Below are 20,030 nucleotides of genomic sequence, written 5' to 3' on the forward strand. Positions count from 1 at the left end.
ATGCCCAAGGCCAAAGACAGTGCTGCGCCGCTGGCTGCCGATGACAGTCACGTTGCTAGTGAATCTGTCAAGGCGGTCGCGGTTTATGAAATTATCAAAGGGCTGGGTGCCCTGACTGCGGCAGGTGCGCTTTGGCTGTGGCATATCGATTTGACCAAAGGGCTCGAGAGACTGGCGCATACGTGGCAGCAGCATTTTGGCAGTTTGCTTGCGCCGCAAGTTGAGAGCATCAGCAAAAGCGCTGAACAAGCCAGTGTCCACTGGATATATTTTTTGTTTTTAATACTTGCTTATGCCGCCTTGCGCTTTATTGAAGCGTACGGTTTGTGGCATGACAAGGTATGGGCATATTGGTTTTGCGTGATTGGCTATGGCGTGTTTATTCCCATTGAGCTGTATTACTTGATTGCGCATCCGTTTGATTGGTTTAAAGTAGGCGTGCTACTACTCAATATTACCGTTGTCACTGTCGTCTATCGCAATATGAAGCAAAAAGGACTGCTGTAATTATTGAAATAAAAGCGGTGTTATTAAAAAATAGGTAAAGTTTTAATTGTAAAAGGCAAACCAAGACAAAAACGCCTGTGTGCATTGGATGTCTGGTTTGCCTTTTTTAGGCTTGGCTGGTCTTTATATTCAGCTATTCAGCGGTTTAAATGTTTGGTTTGTGCAGGACGAATGGTTTTGGCAACGCGGCCAATACTCAATCCTTGTACCAAGATTGAGAACACCACCACGGCATAAGTAAGCGCCAGTAAAATATCGCGCTCATCGCCTGTCGGCAGTTGCAGTACCAGCGCAACAGAGATACCGCCGCGCAGTCCGCCCCACGTTAAGACTTTCCATGCGCCCGAGGGTAGCTCTAACTGCTGATGGAAAGTTTTGCTGGCAAGACCAACAACAATCAAACGCGCCACTAAAGCCAAAATAATGGTCAATCCCGCGGCGATAAATAAATTGCCCGAATACGCGATCATCACCACTTCAAGACCAATCAGCACAAACAAAATCGCGTTTAATATCTCGTCAATCAGCTCCCAAAACAAATCCACATAATGGCGCGTCTTATCACTCATGGCGAGCGCCCGCCCGCGATTGCCTACCATCAGTCCGACCATCACCATCGCAAGCGGCCCTGATAAATGCCAATAGCTGGCAAGGGCGTAGCCGCCGATGACACCCGCCAAGGTTAGCAGCACCTCTTCTTGATAGCTATCGATACTCTTTAACAAGTAATACAAAATACCACCGAGCACAACGCCAAATAAAATCCCGCCACCTGCCTCTACACTGAGCGTATGCAGCACGTAATTCGCATCAGGCAGCTCGCCGCTGGATAAAATACCCAGCAGCAACACAAAAATCACCACGCCAATACCATCGTTGAATAACGACTCGCCCGCGATGACCGTTTCAATACTTTTGGGCGCGCCTGCCGATTGCAAAATGCCCATCACCGCGATCGGGTCGGTAGGGGAGATAAGCGCACCAAACAATAAGCACCAAATCAGCGGTAAGCCAAAACCCAGTAAAGGCAACAGATAATACAAGACCACTGCAATAATCACTGCCGAGAGCAGTGTACCGATACAAGCGAGCACCCCAATCGGCAGTTTATAACGGCGCAAATCGCCAATATTGATATGCAGCGCGCCTGCAAACAGCAGCATCGAGAGCATGCCATCGAGCAACACCTCGGTAAAATCAAGCTGATTGAGCAAGCTGACCTCGTAATCAATCAGTTGGTCAAAGCCCAAAAAGCCCAAGAAAATTGCGCCAATCGACACCAGCATCGAGATGACCATCACGCCGATGGTGGTGGGCAGACCAATAAAGCGGTGATTGACATAAGCGAGCACTGCCGTGATGGAGAGGAATACCGCGCAAATATCAAGAACGGTAAGGCTGGATACAGAAGTCATGGGCATACTCTTTAACACATAATCGACGATACAAAATAAGACACCGTCTGGAATTAACAAAATAAAGTCTCACACTGCTAAAAGGTATGAAACCAAACACCATGAGGCTAAGACTCGCGGAACTGGCGACGCAACTGCTTACGGACATGGGCATCAAATTTACTGACGTAAACGAAGTTCTCACGGCGCGAGCCTTTAGTATTGATAAACTGCCTCGCCTGTCGACACATAGCTTCTAAATCTGTCACCAGCTCGGTATAGCCCAAATTATCACGTCCAGCACGCTCAATCAGTCCCAGCTCGTGCAGCAGACTCTGACGCTGGGCATCGTTGACACGTGCATAGTTCAAATCGACCATCGCTCGACACAAGGCTTTGAGTACCATCAAATCGGCCATCGCATAGTGACGTATCTCGCCCAGTGAGGTGCTGATAAAGTCAGAAATGGTTGGGCTGCGTGCCACCACAGCCAAAATCGCAGGACGCGGCTCATTGGCGACGATAGGCGTTTGGTCATAGTCACGCGACGGAATATAAAAATGGTAGGGACTGGGCGGCTGGCGGCGCATCATCACGCTCAAACATACAGTCAATGATTGTACGCAGTTTACAGCCGTTTTTGGGTCATTGATGCCAGGTGAGAGCGCACGAATGGCAATCTCTGTCATTTGGCTTAAGCTATAACCAATATCGTTTGAATGACTGCGGCGGCGCTCAATATGTAGGGAAGTGGCAAAACGCTGCCAAAATACCGAATCAACGGGACGCGGCGCAATACCCAAATGTGCCGTGCGAGTACGCTCAATATGGCTGGCATGTTTGGCAGGACGCTGATAAAAATGTCCCACCACGTTGCGGTCGGTCACAAACTGGCCAAGATGGGTATACATCTCAATCACGCCGCCATAATCTTTAGCAAGCGTGACCAAGGACTCAGTATACAGCTGCTCAAGATAGCCTGATACAGGCGCATAGATGGGAATTTTATGCCAGTAGCAGTAGTCGTCAATATCTTCGCTCTCGGCCACATGGTGCTGATGCTCGGTATCGCAGTAGGTGCGATACCAATAATGAATATTAGAAATCGCATCATTGCTCGCGCCTTGGATAACATGCGATGCCTGAATCGAATGCACCATATGCTGGACAAAATAAACCAGCAGCAGCGCACACACAATCGCCATCATAATAGCAAAGGTAATGGCTAGCTGAGGAATCCCTGATGCCACATCGCTTTGATAAATGGACTTTAAAATCAATAAACTATAGCTAAATGTCCCAATAAACGCACCCAGCACAAACTGATTGGAGGTATCGGTCAAAAAGTTACGTAGTAGGCGTGGGCCAAACTGTGAAGACGCCATTGACAGTACGGCAATCGTAATCGAAAAAGTGGTGCCTGCAACGCCCAATACCGCTCCTGCAATGCTTGTAACGATTGCGCGCGCGGTATCGTCATTGCCTGTAAATGCAATACCAATCTCTTTAATGGCTTTGCTGTCAAATTGATGATCAATAGCAATCAGTAGAGGAGCGAGCAAAATACCTGCCAGCACACATGCGGTCGGGATAAACCAATAAGAGCCAATTAACTTTTGCCACAGATTTCGCAGGCGATCAGGCAGATCAGTCAGCGTTTGCAGTGACCACAGCTGCACGAACTTTTTGAACCAGTATAAGCTGGCTTTGGGGCTTTGTTTGATGCGCTCTTTCATACCGCTGTCATGCTGAGTCATAAGGCTTTGGTAAATAGTTAATAAAAGGGGAGTGGACTGAAGCTACTATCAGCGCCGCTTTTTAAGCGCAGGATTGTCTGCCTCAGTGATGATATTATCGGCGCTGTCCTGCGGAATGATGGCCTCTTTATCAAAGTTGTCCTCAGCAATATCGCTGTCTTTATCAAAGGCCTCTGGCTCAAAATGCGGCTGGTATTTTTTAGACTTAAAATGATGCCTTGGCTTTTCGGTTTCAGGGTCAGACTTTTTACGCGGATGATTGTGCCTAAAAATGTGCGCGAGCGGCAGATCGAGCTGCTCTTTGGCATAAGTTTCGGTATGGATAAAGCGGCGTACTAACAGACCCAGCCATGGTGCCTGATGCTCACTTTTCATCTCATCCAGTTCGTCTTTTATAGGTAGCGGATAGGGCAGCGTGCGATAAAATTCCCATAACGTCATGCGGTTGAGATCTTTTTTGAGTACGTACGCATTATCATCAGTCACTGTGATTAGATTGCTGTCTTTAAGGTAGTTAATATAGGTATACCATTTAGGCAACTCTTTACGCCCAAGCACATTACGCAGCTCTTGTTCAGTGACGCTGTTGCCGTTTTGATGTTCGCTATAGGCCAAATTAAGCATATCAAGCAGACTCAACAAAGGATGGCGCGGATAGACTTCTTCGGTTGCAAAAATAGTTAAGGTGTAACTAATCTCTACACCCAATAAAATCAAATTCCACGACAAAAACAGCCATATTAAAAACACAGGCAGCGCTGCAAACGCGCCGTAAATTGCCTCATAACTGGTAAAGTTGCTAATCACCGTCCCAAAGATATGTTTGAGCAGCTCAAATACCAGCGCCACAATGAGTCCTGCAATCGCTGCATTTTTAAGCGGCACTTGCGCTTTTGGGATAAACCAATACATCCCAATAAAGCCGCCCGTCGTCACTGTGAGCGATGCCACCTGAATCCAAAATGACCAATCAATACCGTAGCCTGCGACTTGTTGATTCAAAAAACTTAAACTTTGAATGGTGCTCGAAGCAATAAAAGCGGTTCCCAAAATCAATGGACCTAGTGTCACAATCGTCCAATAGCGTAAGATACTTTTAAAGCCGCCTGAACGGTCTTCGACCCGCCATATTTGGTTAAAGGCGCGCTCAATAGTCGTGAGCGTCAAAATCGTAGTCACAAAGAGAATCATGACACCAATAACCGTGAGATTAGAGGACTTTTCGGCAAAATTATTGATGTATTGGCTGACCTGTAAGCTCGACTGCGGCAGTAAATTGCTATAAATCACCTCATATATCTGAGCGCGTACTAAGGACAGCGCAGGTACAGAGGATAGTATCATCAGCAGTACCGTCAATATCGGCACGATTGAGAGCATGGTTGTGTAGGTTAATGAAGCGGCTTTTTGCGAGCAGTTGTCTTCAATAAAATGACGCGTTAAAAAGCGTAAAAACTGAAACCAACGCTTGTTGGTAAAAGGTACTTTTGTGAGCAAATTATCCATAAGCGTCTTTTAATACAAAAATAAATAGGTACAAGTCATTATCAAGAAACAGTGTAACAAATATCGTTTATCAACATCTGCTTTTGATTTGTGTCAAATTGCAGGGCGGGCATGGTTTGCTAGAAACCCAACAACTGAGGCATAATAGACCGACCCATTGGTCTGCTCTTTGAGCAGGTTACAGTGAAGTGTTGTAGACACAGTCATCGTACCCACTGGGTATGGATCGTACTTAAAATAAAGGATAGCGTTGCATGAATCAGACATCACCTTATGTGCTGGTTTTATATTATTCCAATCATGGCGTTACCCAATCAATGGCGTATGCTATTGCTAAAGGTATTGAATCAACAGGAATGGCAGCCCGCGTGCGTACAGTGCCTGAAATATCACGGGCAAGCGTCGCTGCAGAAGCTTCGGGAGCAGAGGCGGATGTAGATGATACCAATGACCGCTATTGTACGATGGATGACCTAAAGGATTGTATGGGTCTTGCACTGGGTAGCCCCACACATTTTGGCAATATGGCCGCGCCTTTAAAGTACTTTTTGGATAACACCGTAACGCTTTGGTTGGGTGGTAATCTTCAAAACAAGCCAGCGTGTGTTTTTACAACGTCAGGCTCGACCCATGGTGGCCAAGAAACCACACTGCTTAGCATGATGATGCCGCTGATACATCATGGCATGATGATGATTGGGCTACCATATTCTGAGCCTGCGCTAAAACGTACGGTACGTGGCGGCTCGCCCTATGGTGCCAGCCATATCAGTGGTATGTTACATGACCAGCCGATTTGTGATGACGAGCTTGAGCTGGCGATTGCGCAGGGTCGCCGCCTCGCTATTAGTGCCGAAGCGCTTGCACAAGCCAACTGGAAGGGCTAAGCTGCCCGCTTATTTAATCCTCTATGCTGTAGATATGCCCATGTCTGAGACCTCTCGCCCCGCTCAAACTCCTGACGAACAGCACGCCGCTGCAGTCACGCGCATTACCCCATGGTTGCGCACATTATGGCTGACGTGGCTTGTGTATCGGCTGCTGGGCTTACCTATACTCATTAATACAATCAATGCCAATCACCCTGATATTATCGGTGGTATGGTGTGGCAGGGGCTGTGGCTATTGCCCGCGTTTATCTTCACGCCCTGGATGTGGCGCGCGCGCTCGCCTTATGCGCTATTGCTCGGCAGTATGCTGACGCTGATTTATTTAGGCGCAAGCGGCGTGGTGTTGTTTATCCGTGTGTATGGCAGCGACATGGCGGAGCTGGCCATTTATATTGTTGATTTTGTTTTATTATTATTGATTAATGGTGGTCTGTTTGTGCTGTTAAAACGCTTACCTTCGATGAATAAAGTGGTCAAAAAACCACGTACACCGCGCTATTAAACCGTTAATAAGAAAAGATATAGCAGCACGGGCAAAGCACTGACCTGACATAAAAAAAGCGGCCTCATGAGCGAGACCGCTTTTTTTGTCCATAAATTTTAAACACAGATACGAGGTTGGTTTAATTCACCTTGGTCAATTCTAAATCCATTTTTTTGCCGTCATTGACTTGCATGACTTTTACAGGCAAATAGTCAAGACTGGGCGCGAGCCAAAAGCTGGTACTGCGGCTGCTGTCATCGTGGACGCGGTCGACACGTACGGTATCAAAAGTGCCTGCAGGCACGGTGATTTTGGTTGCGCCTGACTTTTTAAATGGCGTCTTTTCGACTTTGTCTTTTTTGGCCAGATAATAATTGCCTGAGAATTTACCATTTAACAGTTCTTGGCGGATTTGCGCCTCTAGACTCAAGTCATCAAACGCTTGCTGCGGCATCGATAGGGTATTGGTATCGCCTTTATAGCTGCTGACGACTTGTTTTTTGCTGTTGTTAAAGCTCAGGTTGTGCGTGTTGCCGATACCAAATAACTTATAAGTTGTGCTGGCTTTGGCTGGACGCACTTGATTACCAGTGATGCTAAAGCTGCTGTTTTGCGAGGCACTGGCCACGCCTGCCACACGCGCTTTGACATTATATTGCCAATCATTACCTGAGTGGCTAAGCGTGCGCGTTGCGGTGCCTTTATATTTATTCTCAACCGTAAAATTATAGGTGGCACTGCTCGGCTCAATGGTCTTGGCACTGGCGATGCTGGGTGCGGCAATGCTTGCGACCCCGATAGCCGCGATGCTCATACCTGTAAGGCATGATTTTACCCATGTTTTTGTCGCAAGATTGACCCGCGCTGATGTGTTTCTTGTCATAATCAATCCTTATGATGTGATAAAAAAGAGGGATGAATGTGCCCTATATAGTGGTCATACTTTGTTACACTTTCAAGCCTACCGCCTTGCGGCGCTGTGTGGTTTTTGTTGCCTCTATTGCTACAAAATCACATGAATAGCTTTGCTAGCGCATGATTATTCTTGCTTACGCTATATGTCATGGCTGTTAGCACAGTGCTTTGTTTTTTAAAGTGAGTAAGACATAGTGCACAAACAAACGCCTCATAGGCGCAAGTTTTTTGCCAAAAATATGGGCGTAACACTTGAAGCAAAATGCCTAAGCCCCCACTATTGGCAACAAGCTTGATGAGAAAATCAAGCCCCCTAACTTAAATAATTTCACAATCAACGACTGATTTTTGGAGTCATACAGATGAACATTCGTCCTTTACATGACCGTATTGTTGTTCGCCGCGTAGAAGAAGAGCAAAAAACTGCTGGTGGCATTTTATTGCCAGGTTCAGCCCAAGAAAAACCCTCTCAAGGTGAAGTCTTGGCTGTAGGCAATGGCCAAATCCGTGAAAACGGTGAGGTCCGCGCCCTAGACGTAAATGTTGGCGATACCGTATTGTTTGGTCAATATGCAGGTCAAACAGTGAAAGTTGACGGTGAAGAATTATTAATCATGAAAGAAGCAGACGTGCTGGGTGTATTAGAAGCATAAAGGCGCACCCAAAACACGCATTCCCTTTATATAATCAATGATTCTTGGAGTAATTTAACATGGCAAAAGATGTAAAATTTGGTATTGACGCACGCAAACAAATGATGGACGGCGTAAACGTACTCGCAAACGCGGTACGTGTGACCCTAGGCCCTAAAGGTCGTAACGTGGTTATCGACAAATCATTTGGCGCACCAACCATCACCAAAGATGGTGTCTCGGTTGCCAAAGAAATCGAACTAGAAAACAAATTTGAAAACATGGGCGCGCAACTGGTACGTGAAGTTGCCAGCCGCACCAACGATGTGGCAGGTGACGGTACCACTACCGCAACCGTATTGGCACAAGCCATCTTGCAAGAAGGCATGAAGTCAGTCGCTGCGGGCATGAACCCAATGGATCTAAAGCGCGGTATCGACAAAGCAGTACGCGCGGCAGTAGAACAAATCCACACGCTATCAACGCCAGCGAACGATGCCAAAGCCATCGCTCAAGTCGGCTCTATCTCTGCCAACTCAGACACCAAAATCGGTGAACTGATTTCACAAGCGATGGAAAAAGTCGGCAAGCAAGGCGTCATCACAGTTGAAGAAGGTTCAGGCTTTGAAGACACGCTAGAAGTGGTCGAAGGCATGCAGTTTGACCGTGGCTACATCAGCCCATACTTTGCTAACAAGCAAGACAGCCTAACTGCTGAATTTGAAAACCCATTCATCCTATTGGTTGACAAAAAAATTGCCAACATCCGCGAAATCGTGCCACTACTAGAGCAAGTGATGCAGCAAAGCAAGCCACTGCTTATCATCGCTGAAGACGTAGAAAACGAAGCGCTAGCGACATTGGTTGTGAACAACATGCGTGGCGGTTTAAAAACGTGTGCCGTTAAAGCCCCAGGTTTTGGCGATCGTCGTAAAGCCATGCTGCAAGACATCGCAACCTTGACAGGCGGTACGGTTATTTCTGAAGAAATTGGTCTGAGCCTAGAGAGCGCGACACTTGAGCAGCTAGGTACTGCGAAAAAAGTCACGGTCGGTAAAGAAAACACCGTTATCGTTGATGGCGCGGGCAACAAAACTGACATCGAAGAGCGCGTTGAATCTATCCGTCGTCAAGCAGAAGAATCTACTTCTGACTATGACAAAGAAAAGCTACAAGAGCGTATCGCTAAGCTATCAGGCGGTGTTGCGGTCATCAAAGTTGGCGCAGCGACCGAAACTGAAATGAAAGAGAAGAAAGACCGCGTTGACGATGCCTTGCACGCAACACGCGCAGCGGTAGAAGAAGGCGTCGTGCCTGGTGGTGGTGTTGCGCTCGTACGTGCGCTTAACGCGTTAGCCGACCTAACTGGCGACAACCAAGACCAAGACGCAGGTATCAACATCCTACGTCGTGCGATGGAAGCGCCACTACGTCAAATCGTTACCAACGCAGGCGAAGAAGCGTCAGTCGTTGTAAATGAAGTTAAGAACGGCAGTGGCAACTACGGCTACAACGCCGCATCAGGCGAGTACGGCGACATGCTAGAGATGGGTATCCTTGACCCAGCCAAAGTATCACGTTCAGCGCTAGAGAATGCAGCGTCAGTAGCAGGTCTAATGCTAACCACTGAAGCCATGATTACCGACTTGCCAGAGAAAGAAGACGCAATGGCAGGTATGGGTGCTGCTGGTGGTATGGGCGGCATGGGTGGAATGGGCGGTATGATGTAATCATCCCCTAATACTGCTATAAAGCTGGCTGAGCCCATCAGCCAAACGAAACCCCCGATAGGCAATCGCTTATCGGGGGTTTTTGTTGTCAAGCGTACCGCCTTAAATAGGGTAGTTAGCGTTTATTAAGTGAGACATTGTTCTTCCAGTCGGTACAAAAGAGTCTTACACAAAAATGGGTAAAGTCGTCTTATTGACGACCTTTCTTACCGATAAATGCGTGTGTATGTCTTTGACGCTCGCAAGTTTATGCAGCTTACGAGTGAAGCGCTCATAACCATCGAGATTTGGGCTGACCACTTCTAATAAATAATCGTAAGAGCCTGACACCACATGCCCATTGATGACCTCGTCCATATTGGACAGGGCATTTTCGAAAGCGGCAATAGAGTCTTCTTGGTGATTGTTCAGACGGACCTCCACAAAGAAGCTTAGCATAATGCCCGCTTTGGCTTTATTGATGTTCGCTTGGTAGTTTTCTATGTACCCCTCATCCTCCAAGCGCTTTAGGCGCCTTGCACAAGGAGATGGCGACAGCCCTATTCGTTCGGACAGTTCTGCCGTAGATAAGCGCCCTTCTTTTTGAAGCACTTCTAAGATATGACGGTCAATTTTGTCCATAGTTTGCCTTTTGGTTTTTTCAGCCAAGAATTTTAATTTAATTGGCATTATCCACCAAGTTTCTGAAAAATTGCAATGAATAAATAGAGATAAAAGCGCGTATTTTAATCGATAATTGGTCTTTGTGAACCCGCATAAGACACCATTATGAATACGATATTTCATCCCTCGTCGCGCAGAAATCCTTTAGTTATTATGTCGCCGCTAGCCAAAGGTTATGTGGCGATGAGTGTTGTGTTATTGATTTGGTCAGGATTTGCGTTGACTGTGCGTGCGGTTGGGGCGTCGCCTCTTAGTATTGCGGATGTCATGCTTATTCGCTTTAGTATACCGCTCGTTTTGTTAACCCCTTGGGTACGCGCTCATTGGCAAGACATCAAAAGCATAAGACTGCCAGATATTCTATTTATTTTACTTGGCGGCGTACCGTTTCTTTTGTTGGCGGCTTTTGGTGCGAGTACGGTACCAGCAGCTTACATGGGTACCATTTTGACAGGGACGCCCGTCTTCTTTGCTGCCTTGCTGTCTTTTATTCTTTATCGGCAGCGGATATCGCTCGGAAAATTTGCCGCATTGATGCTTATTCTCTTTGGTATCGCGACGATGATTGGTGGGCGGGCAGAGGTCATACCCAGTAGTCTGCTGTATGGTGTGGGATTATTATTGACGGCAAGCCTGATTTGGGCGGGTTACACACTGGGGTTAAAAAGCACCACGTTGAGTCCGATAGTGATTGCTATTGTACTCTCTTATAGCTCTTTTTTTCTGACCTTGGTGATGGTTTTGTCGGGCGTGATGAAGACCAATATGGGTTCTGTCTCCTTTGATGACGCGCTCCCGTTTGTCTTAGTACAAGGTCTTGGGGTTGGGGTGGTGTCGACCCTTGCCTTTTCTTATGCGGTCAAGCAATTGGGCTCTATGCGTACCTTGTTGCTTGGCTCATTATCCCCAGGATTAACCGCCATATTGGCGGCGCTGATACTCAAGGAGTCTTTATCACTTATCATGATAGGCGGCATCGCGTTCAGTACCATCGGTGTCATCTTGTCCAATCGCGCGAAATAAACGACGCGAGTTTTATGGCGCTTATGATTGGCAACCCATGAAAGATAAAGCAAAATAAAGACTAGCTATGGGGCACTATTGAAAAGGGTCGTCAATAATGCCTCATGGCTGTATCAGCCGTTTTTTGTATCGATTTACTGATCCGCCGCATCACGGCGAAACGTCCACGTCTTAGCATCAGACGCCTCTTTACAATAATAATAGCCCGCCAAGTCAAACTGCTTTAGCTGCTCAGCACTGGTCAGCTTATTGTCTGCTGCGTACTTGACCATCAGTCCGCGTGCCTTTTTGGCATAAAAACTAATGACTTTATATTGACCATTTTTCTCATCTTCGAATCGTGGCGTGATTATGTCCGCATTCAGCGCTTTCTTTTTTACCGCTTTAAAATACTCATTCGATGCCAGATTGACGAGTACGGGTTTGCCCTCATCACCTTGTACCGCTTGTACGCGCTCGTTAACCACTTGCGTGATGGCGTCGTCCCAAAAGGTGTATAGGTTTTTGCCCTTAGGATTTTCAAGCGCGGTGCCCATCTCTAGGCGATATGGCTGGATTAAGTCCAGCGGCTTTAACACCCCATACAAGCCTGAGAGGATGCCCACGTGCGCGTTGACATACTCGACTGAGGCTTTGTCCAGCGCATAGCCGTCCAAGCCTGTGTATACATCGCCATCGAACAAGTACAGCGCAGGCTTGGCATTGTCGGTGGTAAATGGCGTTTGCCACTGTGCGTTACGCTCGGCATTTAAGGTTGCCAAGTCGTTTGAAATGCCCATTAATTCTTGCAAGTCCAGCGGGTCTTTTTCTTTTAAGACGTGCATCAGCTCGCTGGCAGGTGCAATCAGCTCAGGCTGCGAAAATTCAGTTGCCGCAGCAGGCACAGCATCCGTTTCGTTTAAGGATTTTGCAGGGGAGAGTAAAAAGTACATGATTATTCCTCATCAGCTAAAACGGGTTTAAAAATAAGTCAGGTCAATATATCAATAAAACGACCAAGAGTAATGTAAAACCGAATTTATCACTTATTTTTAAGGTATCGCGCACAGCCAAGACAATACAAGGATTATTTATATAATAAATGTTCGTGATGGCCACTATAATTCCATTTATTTACTTGATAGTATTTGTGAGGTTACTACCTTTGCGAAATGATGCGGGCTGAACTTTAAAGAATACCGCTCTTTTGCTAAACAATATCGCTCCAGTTCTAGGGCATGTCTTCAATTCAAACGTCTATGACTAAATGGGCTAAAAATGGCTAAATTATCGGCAAACGGTGTCAAACAGCTGGTCAATATCTCAATATTGTCTGCGCTATTTTTCTTGTTTGCCTGCAACTTATCTCATTTTTATCGCCATTTTTAAAATGAAGACACGCCCTAATCTGAATATCGTCTTATGCATTATCCGTGCGATGCCTTCACTCACTACAAGGAAAGCGTATGAACATAGGTGTTATCCGTGCCGCAAGTGCCCTAGAAAATCGCGTAGCACTCACCCCTGATGCCGTCAAAAAATTACAAAAACTGGGGTTTTCTGTGGTTGTTGAAACAGGGGCAGGTGTGGGCGCTTATTATACCGATACCAGCTATCAGGACGCGGGTGCCAGCGTCGTGCCAACGAGCGCTGAAGTCATCAAGTCCTCAGATATTATTACCGTGGTAGATGATTTGTCAGCCAATTTGGTAGAAGGCATGCGCTCAGGACAACTGCTGATTGGTATGCTCGACCCGTATCGCAATACTCAGCTAAACACGTATGCAGAAAAAGGGGTTTCGGCATTTGCGATGGAGCTACTGCCACGTACCTTGTCGCGTGCTCAGAATATGGATGTACTGTCTTCACAGGCCAATCTTGCAGGCTACAAAGCCGTGTTGCTCGCAGCCAATACCTACTCGCGTCCTTTTCCGATGTTTATGACGTCCGCAGGCACGGTCAAACCCGCCAAAGTTGTTATTTTGGGTGTTGGTGTGGCAGGTCTACAAGCCATTGCCACAGCCAAGCGTTTGGGTGCGGTCGTTGAGGCCAGTGATTTACGCCCTGCGGCCAAAGAACAAGTGGAATCATTGGGCGGTAAGTGGCTGGATGTGCCCATGAGCGAAGAAGAAGCCCAGCAAGCAAAAACCACAGGCGGCTATGCATGGACGCCTTCAGCGCAATACATCAAAGACCAAGCGGCCGTAGTGGACAAAGCCTTGCGTGCGGCGGACATCGTTATTACGACCGCGCAAATACCCGGTCGCCAAGCCCCAAGGTTGGTACATAAAACGACGCTCGACACTATGAAAGCAGGGGCTGTAATTATTGATATGGCAGCTGCGACGGGCGGCAATGTCGAAGGGTGTATCGCGAATGAAACCGTCACAACCGAGCAAGGCGTACGCATCGTAGGGGCGGCGAATATTCCGTCTATGCTCGCAGCGCAGGCTTCTGACTTGTACGCCAATAACTTAGTGAACTTTATTACAACGCTTATTAAGAGCGAGGGGTCTGATGGTGACAAAACAACACCGACCTTATACCTTGATATGAATGATGACATCCAAGGGGCATTGGCTGTGACCCATGCAGGGCAGATACGCCTAGCACCACGCTAATGACGCAGCGACGCATTGACAACACAGTTTGACAACTTTAAAGGGACTTTAGGAGAATCAGATGATAGCGACCGTTTTGGGTGTAGCGCACACTGGAGACATGAGTAGCACGCCATTTGTAGCGATTTTTACCATTTTTGTGCTGGCGATTTTTGTGGGCTATTACGTGGTGTGGGGCGTCACGCCTGCGCTGCATACGCCGCTAATGGCAGTGACCAATGCGCTATCGAGCATTGTGATTGTTGGCGCGATGCTACAAACCGTGACGATTGATGGTAGTGATTTTAGTGCCACCAGTCTGTTGGGTGCTTTTGCTGTATTTTTAGCCAGTATTAATATTTTTGGTGGCTTTGCGGTCACGGAGCGCATGTTGTCTATGTTCAAACCCAAAGCCAAAAAAGTAGCAGCCGACACTGGGAGCGACGCATGAATTCTATGAATGTCATCGCTGCCAATGCAGACTGGTTTTATCTTGTTGGTGCGATATTGTTCGTATTGACGTTACGCGGCTTATCCAGTCCCAAAACCGCTATCCGTGGCAACCGTTTGGGTATGGCGGCCATGACCATTGCGGTGATTACGACCTTTTTCTTAGCGGAGGGCCCTATACTTTGGCTGATTATTGGTGCCATGGTGCTGGGTGCGCTAGTTGGTTTATGGAAAGCCAAGACCGTCGCTATGACGCAGATGCCAGAGACCGTCGCGCTGATGCACTCATTTGTAGGTTTGGCGGCAGTTGCGATTGCTTTGGCAACCGTATTACATACCGAGCAAGCACACAGTACGATAGCGCGTCTTGAATTGTTCGTCGGCTGTTTTATTGGCGCGATTACCTTTTCGGCATCCGTATTTGCCTTTGGTAAACTGGCGGCAAAAAGCTGGGCAAAAACAGTGGCTGGCAGCTGGGTGAAGCCCGTGCAGGGGCTGTTATTTGTCGCCATGATTGGCTTTGGTATTCTGTATTTTACGACTGATTCTTTGACCGCATTTTATATCATGACGCTATTGGCGGTAATTTTTGGCTGGATGTGGATTGCACCGATTGGTGGCGGTGACATGCCTGTTGTGGTATCGCTGTTAAACTCATTCTCAGGCTGGGCAGCCGCAGGTATTGGTTTTACGCTTGGCAACTCCATGCTGATTATCGCAGGCTCTTTGGTTGGCTCATCAGGCGCTATCTTGTCGTATATCATGTGCCGCGCGATGAACCGTTCCTTATTAAATGTTTTGTTTGGAGGTATGGGTACGGCTGCTGCTGTTGCTGGTGACGACGATGGCGCGCCAAAAACCTACAAGTCTGGTTCAGCAGAAGATGCAGGTTTCTTAATGGCCAATGCCAGTGATGTGATTATCGTACCAGGCTACGGTATGGCTCAAGGCCGCGCGCAGAATGCGGTTAAAGAAATGTACGCGCTATTAAAAGATGAAGGCGTCAATGTTCGCTTTGCGATTCACCCTGTCGCAGGGCGTATGCCAGGACACATGAACGTGTTACTTGCCGAAGCAGACGTACCTTATGATGATATTTTAGAAATGGATGAGATTAATTCAGACTTTGCCAGTACTGATGTGGTGTTGGTGATTGGTGCAAATGACGTGGTCAATCCATCTGCCAAAGAAGACCCAGCCTCACCGATATTTGGCATGCCCATCCTTGAGGTGACCAAGGCACAAACCGTGATGGTTATCAAACGTTCAATGAGTACAGGCTACGCAGGTTTGGACAACAGCTTATTTTATATGGACAAAACCATGATGATATTTGGAGATGCTAAGAAGATGGTTGAAGAAATGGTGCGTAGCATCAACGGTACGGGTCACTAACAGTTATTCACTTACTGTGGCCTCATTGCCGTATTGAGTCTTGAACTAGGGCGTGTCATCATTTAGATAGCGAGGCTTAAAGTGAGATAAATCGTCGCCAAATAAGGAAAAAATTGCAGAGAATATCGGTATATTCACAAGATTTTTGACGCTGTTTGGCAAGATTTAGCCAGTTTAAGACCGCTAAATGATTTCATGGGCTAATTGATGATACGCCCTAGATTTTATCATCAGCCTAAAAGACTGCTTCGGCAGTCTTTTTCTTTTATACTTTATAAAAATAACCAAAAACATGACAAGGACCACCTCAGCACATGAACATGCTTATCCGTTTTTTTATCATGATGGCACTCTTAAAACAGCAGCTAAAGCACACCCAGTCATCAACAACTGAGTCAGCCGCATCACCATCGCAAAGCATTCAGCTTAACCATGAGCAATTGTTTTCGCCCATCTCTCGCAGCTATCGGGTTTTGCCACATGACATGGGCTGGCGTGATCATTTGCCAAACTATCGCTATCTGTCTTTTATTGAGCTGAACATCACCAAATGGATAGTCGAATGCTGTCATCACAAAGGCATACCCAATCTGTTCTGGATTATCTCCATGCAAGAGATGGTCTATTTAAAAGAAGTGCGTTTTTTAGAAAAGCTCACGGTAAAAAGTCAGCTAGAAGGGTGGGATAAAAAATATCTGTATTTTCAGCACCATTTTTTTGTAAATAATAGCTTGATGGCAATTGGCATGACCAAGTTTATGCTAAAAACCAAAAAAGAACTCAAGCTTCCGCAAATTCTGGTCAATGAAGACAGCCATCCCAGTGCCGTGATAGATACGTGGAACGCGCATCAAACCGCCATCAAATCGCAAAATTAAAAAAACTAAAACCTTTAAAAGTACCAAAATAAAAGTATCAAAATATCAGGCATCAATGAAGACCCCGTTTGCGGTAGTGGCAATGGCAGTGTGGCAGCATTTATGAGACACCATGCGGTCTTTGATTATGCAGAAGAAGAGGGGGCAGATGGTCTCACAATACAGTCTAGCCAAGGTCAGGTATTGGGTCGAGACGGGCACATCCGCCTACAGATTCAGCAAGCGGCAGTTTTGGTCGGCGGTCAAGCGGTGACCTGCATTGATGGCAGCATCCAATTGCCGTCGCTTAAATAAGTTTGCCCTTATGTGATGGCGCATTAAACGCATTTTTAGCTACCCTTAGCTACTTTAGGCAGACACAAAAAAAGCTGGGATAAGTCCCAGCTTTTTTATCGAAGGTCAATGGTTTTTAGCAGTACAGGTATAAAACAGCCTATACCTCGTACAGCGCATACATAGGCTGTGCTTATACAGGTTGAGTCTCCAGACTGGGCGCAGCTTCTTGCCGTTTTTTAACAACTGCATACACCACACCAGTAACAATACTACCGGCAGCAATCGCCAACAAATACAGCATGGGCTGAGTGATGGCATTGGGTATCAACAGCACAAACACCCCGCCATGTGGTGCCATTAGCTGGTTGTTAAATAGTGCCACCAGACCACCAGTCAACACTCCACCCACGATACAGCTGGGAATCACCCGTATCGGGTCTTTGGCAGCAAAGGGTATCGCCCCTTCCGAGATAAAACACAGCCCCAATACAAACGCCGCCTTACCCGCATCACGCTCTGGCTGGCTAAATTTATTTCTAGCGACCAAAGTCGCAATGCCCATACCAATCGCAGGCACCATACCGCCCGCCATGGTTGCCGCCATTGGCATATAAGTTTGCGTGGTCAGCAGCCCAACGGTAAAGGTATAAGCAGCTTTGTTAATTGGACCACCAAGGTCTATACACATCATGCCAGCCAGCACCATACCCATCAGTACCGCATTGGTCGTGCCCATATTGTTCAAGAAGTTTTGCATGGCTTCAAAGATTTGCGCCACAGGGTTGCCAATCACATAAATCATCGCCAAGCCAACAATCAAAGACGCCAGCAGGGGAATGATTAAAATGGGTTTTAAGGCCTCCAAACTGGCGGGCATTTTTAACTTTTTGGCGATGAGTAATGCCACATAACCGGCCAAAAATCCAGAGACAATCCCGCCCAAAAACCCTGCTTGTAGCTGACTTGCCAGCACCCCACCTATCAATCCGGGCGCCAGCCCTGGACGGTCGGCAATGGAGTAGGCGATGTAGCCAGACAGCATAGGCACCATAAGTAAAAATGCCGCATCACCCACTTGCTTGAGTGCTGCCGCCAGTGTGCCCGGCTCTTTAAATGCCTCAATACCAAACACAAACGACAGCGCAATCAACAAACCACCGGCAACCACCATAGGCAGCATGAAAGACACACCTGTCAGTAGGTGTTTATAAACGCCTGCTTTTTCTTTTTTCTCAGCGCCTTGAGCGCCGCTACTGACATCAGCAGCTTGATTGGCAGCAGTCAGCACTTTGGCTTCAGTGATCGCTTGCGCAAAAGCTTTATCGGTCTGTTTTAAGGCAAATCCGGTGCTACAGCGGTACACACGTTTGCCCACAAAGCGGTCAGTATTCACTTCAATATCTGCCGCCAGTATCACAATATCTGCCTGCTCAATGTCTTCATCAGACAAAATATTTTTTGCCCCCACCGAGCCTTGGGTTTCCACCTCAATTTCATAACCCAGCTTTGCGGCGCCTTGTTCCAAGGCTTCAGCCGCCATAAAGGTATGCGCGACCCCAGTTGGGCAGGCAGTGATGGCAACAAAACGGGTAGGGTCGCTTGTCGAGGGATTTATAGAGGGGCTGCTTGAGGGGCTACTAGAGAGGCTTGCTGCTGGCTCGCCTGCTTGACCTGTTTCCAAGTCTGCTTCATTAACGCTTGCATGACTTAATGCCGTCGTTAATAACGCCTGAGCATCTTGCTGGGCATTGGCTAAATGAATATTCGCCACAGGCTTGCCTTGTAGTTTTCCGACAGACTTTAGCGGCTCGCCCACCACAATCACCGCATCCACCGCACTGGCATCAAAGGTTTTGGCAGACTCAGAAATAAAATGCTCATAGCCAAGCTGGGTTGCCACACTGGCAAGTTTTCTGGTCAAAATCAACGCATTAATGGGCTGCGTGCTGCTATGAGGAATAAATAAAATGTGTTTAATATCTTGCATCATACTGGCCTAATGGGTGGACAGTGACTTGCTGCTGCAAATCGGTAATAGAAGAAAAATCAGAAATGCTAAAGCCCACTTGCGTCACCGCATGACTGGCAATCGCAGTAGCTTGAGTCAAAATTTGTTCGGCGCTATCATCGGACAACAAGCCATGCACCATACCGGCTAATAGCGAATCGCCAGCGCCCACGGTGCTTTTCACCGTCACATGGGGTGCTTTGGCATACAGTGGCTGTTGTGTATTGAGCCAGTTAACCCCTTGCTCCCCCATCGAGATGACCACATGCTCAATGTTCTGGTTAATCGAGGCAAATAGCTTTTGTTGTTCTCGAAACGTTGCCGCAGGTCGGTGAAAGGTTTCTGTCAGCTCGTCGGTATTGGGTTTTATCAGCCAAGGACTGGCAGCAATAGCCGCACTCAGCGCCTGACCGCTGGTATCCACGGCCACTTTCTTGCCTTGTGATTTAAGCCATTCAATCAGTGCAGTCAGCTCTTTGGTTTTATAACCTTGTGGTAAGCTGCCAGCAATGATAACCATATCCACTTCATTGCCGCCAGTTTCTGCATCGCTTTGCAAAACAGCACTGAGCTGAGCTCGCAGCTGGGTTTTGGCGTTGTCATCCACCCAAAATCCTTTGCCATTAATGTCGGTCATGCGTCCTGACGCTTCAGCAATTTTCAGGTTTTGCCGAGTCTCACCGGACACATACACAAACTGATTATCAAACCCTTCACGAGCAAAGTGACTTTCAAATATCTGACGGTTCTCATCCCCCAAAAACCCACTGACAACAACTTCATGCCCCAAGTCTTTGAGCACTTGTGCCACATTCAAGCCCTTGCCAGCTGCATGGGTGATGACAGACTGCTGTCGGTTCACAGCACCTACCATCAGCTCATCAATGCCCACCGTCAAGTCAATGGCAGGGTTTAGGGTAATGGTTAATATCTTTGCCATGCC

General features: G+C 47.2%; 18 protein-coding genes and 1 pseudogene. 11 read left to right on the top strand and 8 right to left on the bottom strand.

All coding sequences use genetic code 11. The annotated features are described in order from the left end of the window. Positions 1-507, top strand: a complete 507-nt coding sequence (locus JIE71_RS05940) for a DUF2127 domain-containing protein (protein ID WP_228284560.1) — start codon at positions 1-3, stop codon at positions 505-507. 137 nt (positions 508-644) lie between these two features. Here JIE71_RS05940 and JIE71_RS05945 read toward each other — a convergent pair whose 3' ends face one another. The 3 genes from JIE71_RS05945 to JIE71_RS05955 all read right to left on the bottom strand — a co-directional run bounded on the left by JIE71_RS05945 (position 645) and on the right by JIE71_RS05955 (position 5,164). After that, positions 645-1,922, bottom strand: coding sequence for a cation:proton antiporter (locus tag JIE71_RS05945; protein WP_199507810.1), 1,278 nt, complete (start codon positions 1,920-1,922; stop codon positions 645-647). 107 nt (positions 1,923-2,029) lie between these two features. Beyond that, positions 2,030-3,658, bottom strand: coding sequence for a DUF2254 domain-containing protein (locus JIE71_RS05950; RefSeq protein ID WP_199507811.1), 1,629 nt, complete (start codon positions 3,656-3,658; stop codon positions 2,030-2,032). Between the two features lie 48 nt (positions 3,659-3,706). Next, the gene (locus tag JIE71_RS05955) at positions 3,707-5,164 is read right to left on the bottom strand and encodes a YihY/virulence factor BrkB family protein (RefSeq protein ID WP_199507812.1); all 1,458 of its coding nucleotides are present in this window, start codon (positions 5,162-5,164) and stop codon (positions 3,707-3,709) included. Between the two features lie 254 nt (positions 5,165-5,418). Between JIE71_RS05955 and wrbA the strand changes: the two genes are divergently transcribed. Both wrbA and JIE71_RS05965 read left to right on the top strand, forming a co-directional pair. After that, entirely contained in the window at positions 5,419-6,051 is a 633-nt protein-coding gene (gene wrbA, locus JIE71_RS05960; protein ID WP_199507813.1) for an NAD(P)H:quinone oxidoreductase, read from the top strand. A 40-nt stretch (positions 6,052-6,091) separates the two neighbouring features. Continuing rightward, positions 6,092-6,556, top strand: a complete 465-nt coding sequence (locus JIE71_RS05965) for a hypothetical protein (protein WP_323126913.1) — start codon at positions 6,092-6,094, stop codon at positions 6,554-6,556. 121 nt (positions 6,557-6,677) lie between these two features. Here the strand turns inward: JIE71_RS05965 and JIE71_RS05970 are convergent, their stop codons facing one another. Next, positions 6,678-7,352: a DUF3108 domain-containing protein gene (locus JIE71_RS05970; protein WP_228284561.1), complete on the bottom strand. Its 675-nt coding sequence runs from the start codon at positions 7,350-7,352 to the stop codon at positions 6,678-6,680. 463 nt (positions 7,353-7,815) lie between these two features. Here JIE71_RS05970 and JIE71_RS05975 point away from each other — a divergent pair, with 463 nt between their 5' ends. After that, positions 7,816-8,106, top strand: coding sequence for a co-chaperone GroES (locus JIE71_RS05975; RefSeq protein ID WP_199507816.1), 291 nt, complete (start codon positions 7,816-7,818; stop codon positions 8,104-8,106). Positions 8,107-8,165: 59 nt separating this feature from the next. After that, positions 8,166-9,815, top strand: coding sequence for a chaperonin GroEL (groL, locus tag JIE71_RS05980; protein WP_199507817.1), 1,650 nt, complete (start codon positions 8,166-8,168; stop codon positions 9,813-9,815). Between the two features lie 165 nt (positions 9,816-9,980). Here groL and JIE71_RS05985 read toward each other — a convergent pair whose 3' ends face one another. Then, positions 9,981-10,436, bottom strand: coding sequence for an Lrp/AsnC family transcriptional regulator (locus tag JIE71_RS05985; protein WP_199507818.1), 456 nt, complete (start codon positions 10,434-10,436; stop codon positions 9,981-9,983). Between the two features lie 147 nt (positions 10,437-10,583). On the opposite strand from JIE71_RS05985, the gene JIE71_RS05990 reads away from it, so the two are divergent. Next, a complete protein-coding gene (locus tag JIE71_RS05990; RefSeq protein ID WP_228284555.1) occupies positions 10,584-11,501 on the top strand; it encodes a DMT family transporter in 918 nt (305 codons plus the stop codon). A 134-nt stretch (positions 11,502-11,635) separates the two neighbouring features. Here JIE71_RS05990 and yaaA read toward each other — a convergent pair whose 3' ends face one another. After that, the gene (yaaA, locus tag JIE71_RS05995; protein ID WP_199507819.1) at positions 11,636-12,433 is read right to left on the bottom strand and encodes a peroxide stress protein YaaA; all 798 of its coding nucleotides are present in this window, start codon (positions 12,431-12,433) and stop codon (positions 11,636-11,638) included. Positions 12,434-12,946: 513 nt separating this feature from the next. Between yaaA and JIE71_RS06000 the strand changes: the two genes are divergently transcribed. The 5 genes and pseudogenes from JIE71_RS06000 to JIE71_RS06020 form a co-directional block, all read left to right on the top strand. Beyond that, the gene (locus JIE71_RS06000) at positions 12,947-14,101 is read left to right on the top strand and encodes a Re/Si-specific NAD(P)(+) transhydrogenase subunit alpha (RefSeq protein ID WP_199507820.1); all 1,155 of its coding nucleotides are present in this window, start codon (positions 12,947-12,949) and stop codon (positions 14,099-14,101) included. 100 nt (positions 14,102-14,201) lie between these two features. After that, a complete protein-coding gene (locus JIE71_RS06005; RefSeq protein WP_199507844.1) occupies positions 14,202-14,531 on the top strand; it encodes a proton-translocating transhydrogenase family protein in 330 nt (109 codons plus the stop codon). A gap of 5 nt (positions 14,532-14,536) precedes the next feature. Then, entirely contained in the window at positions 14,537-15,925 is a 1,389-nt protein-coding gene (locus tag JIE71_RS06010) for an NAD(P)(+) transhydrogenase (Re/Si-specific) subunit beta (RefSeq protein WP_199507845.1), read from the top strand. 314 nt (positions 15,926-16,239) lie between these two features. Further along, the gene (locus JIE71_RS06015) at positions 16,240-16,803 is read left to right on the top strand and encodes an acyl-CoA thioesterase (protein WP_199507821.1); all 564 of its coding nucleotides are present in this window, start codon (positions 16,240-16,242) and stop codon (positions 16,801-16,803) included. A 48-nt stretch (positions 16,804-16,851) separates the two neighbouring features. Continuing rightward, positions 16,852-17,097 (top strand): annotated as a pseudogene (locus tag JIE71_RS06020) (PhzF family phenazine biosynthesis protein); the annotation flags it as partial. A 172-nt stretch (positions 17,098-17,269) separates the two neighbouring features. On the opposite strand, the gene JIE71_RS06025 reads toward JIE71_RS06020, so the two are convergent. Both JIE71_RS06025 and pfkB read right to left on the bottom strand, forming a co-directional pair. Next, a complete protein-coding gene (locus tag JIE71_RS06025; protein ID WP_199507847.1) occupies positions 17,270-19,066 on the bottom strand; it encodes a fructose-specific PTS transporter subunit EIIC in 1,797 nt (598 codons plus the stop codon). Continuing rightward, the gene (gene pfkB, locus JIE71_RS06030) at positions 19,053-20,027 is read right to left on the bottom strand and encodes a 1-phosphofructokinase (RefSeq protein WP_199507822.1); all 975 of its coding nucleotides are present in this window, start codon (positions 20,025-20,027) and stop codon (positions 19,053-19,055) included. Before pfkB ends, JIE71_RS06025 begins: the two co-directional genes overlap by 14 nt. Between the last annotated feature and the right edge of the window lie 3 nt (positions 20,028-20,030).

Origin of the sequence: Psychrobacter sp. bablab_jr014, from assembly GCF_016464015.1 — a bacterium.
Taxonomy (GTDB): Bacteria; Pseudomonadota; Gammaproteobacteria; order Pseudomonadales; family Moraxellaceae; genus Psychrobacter.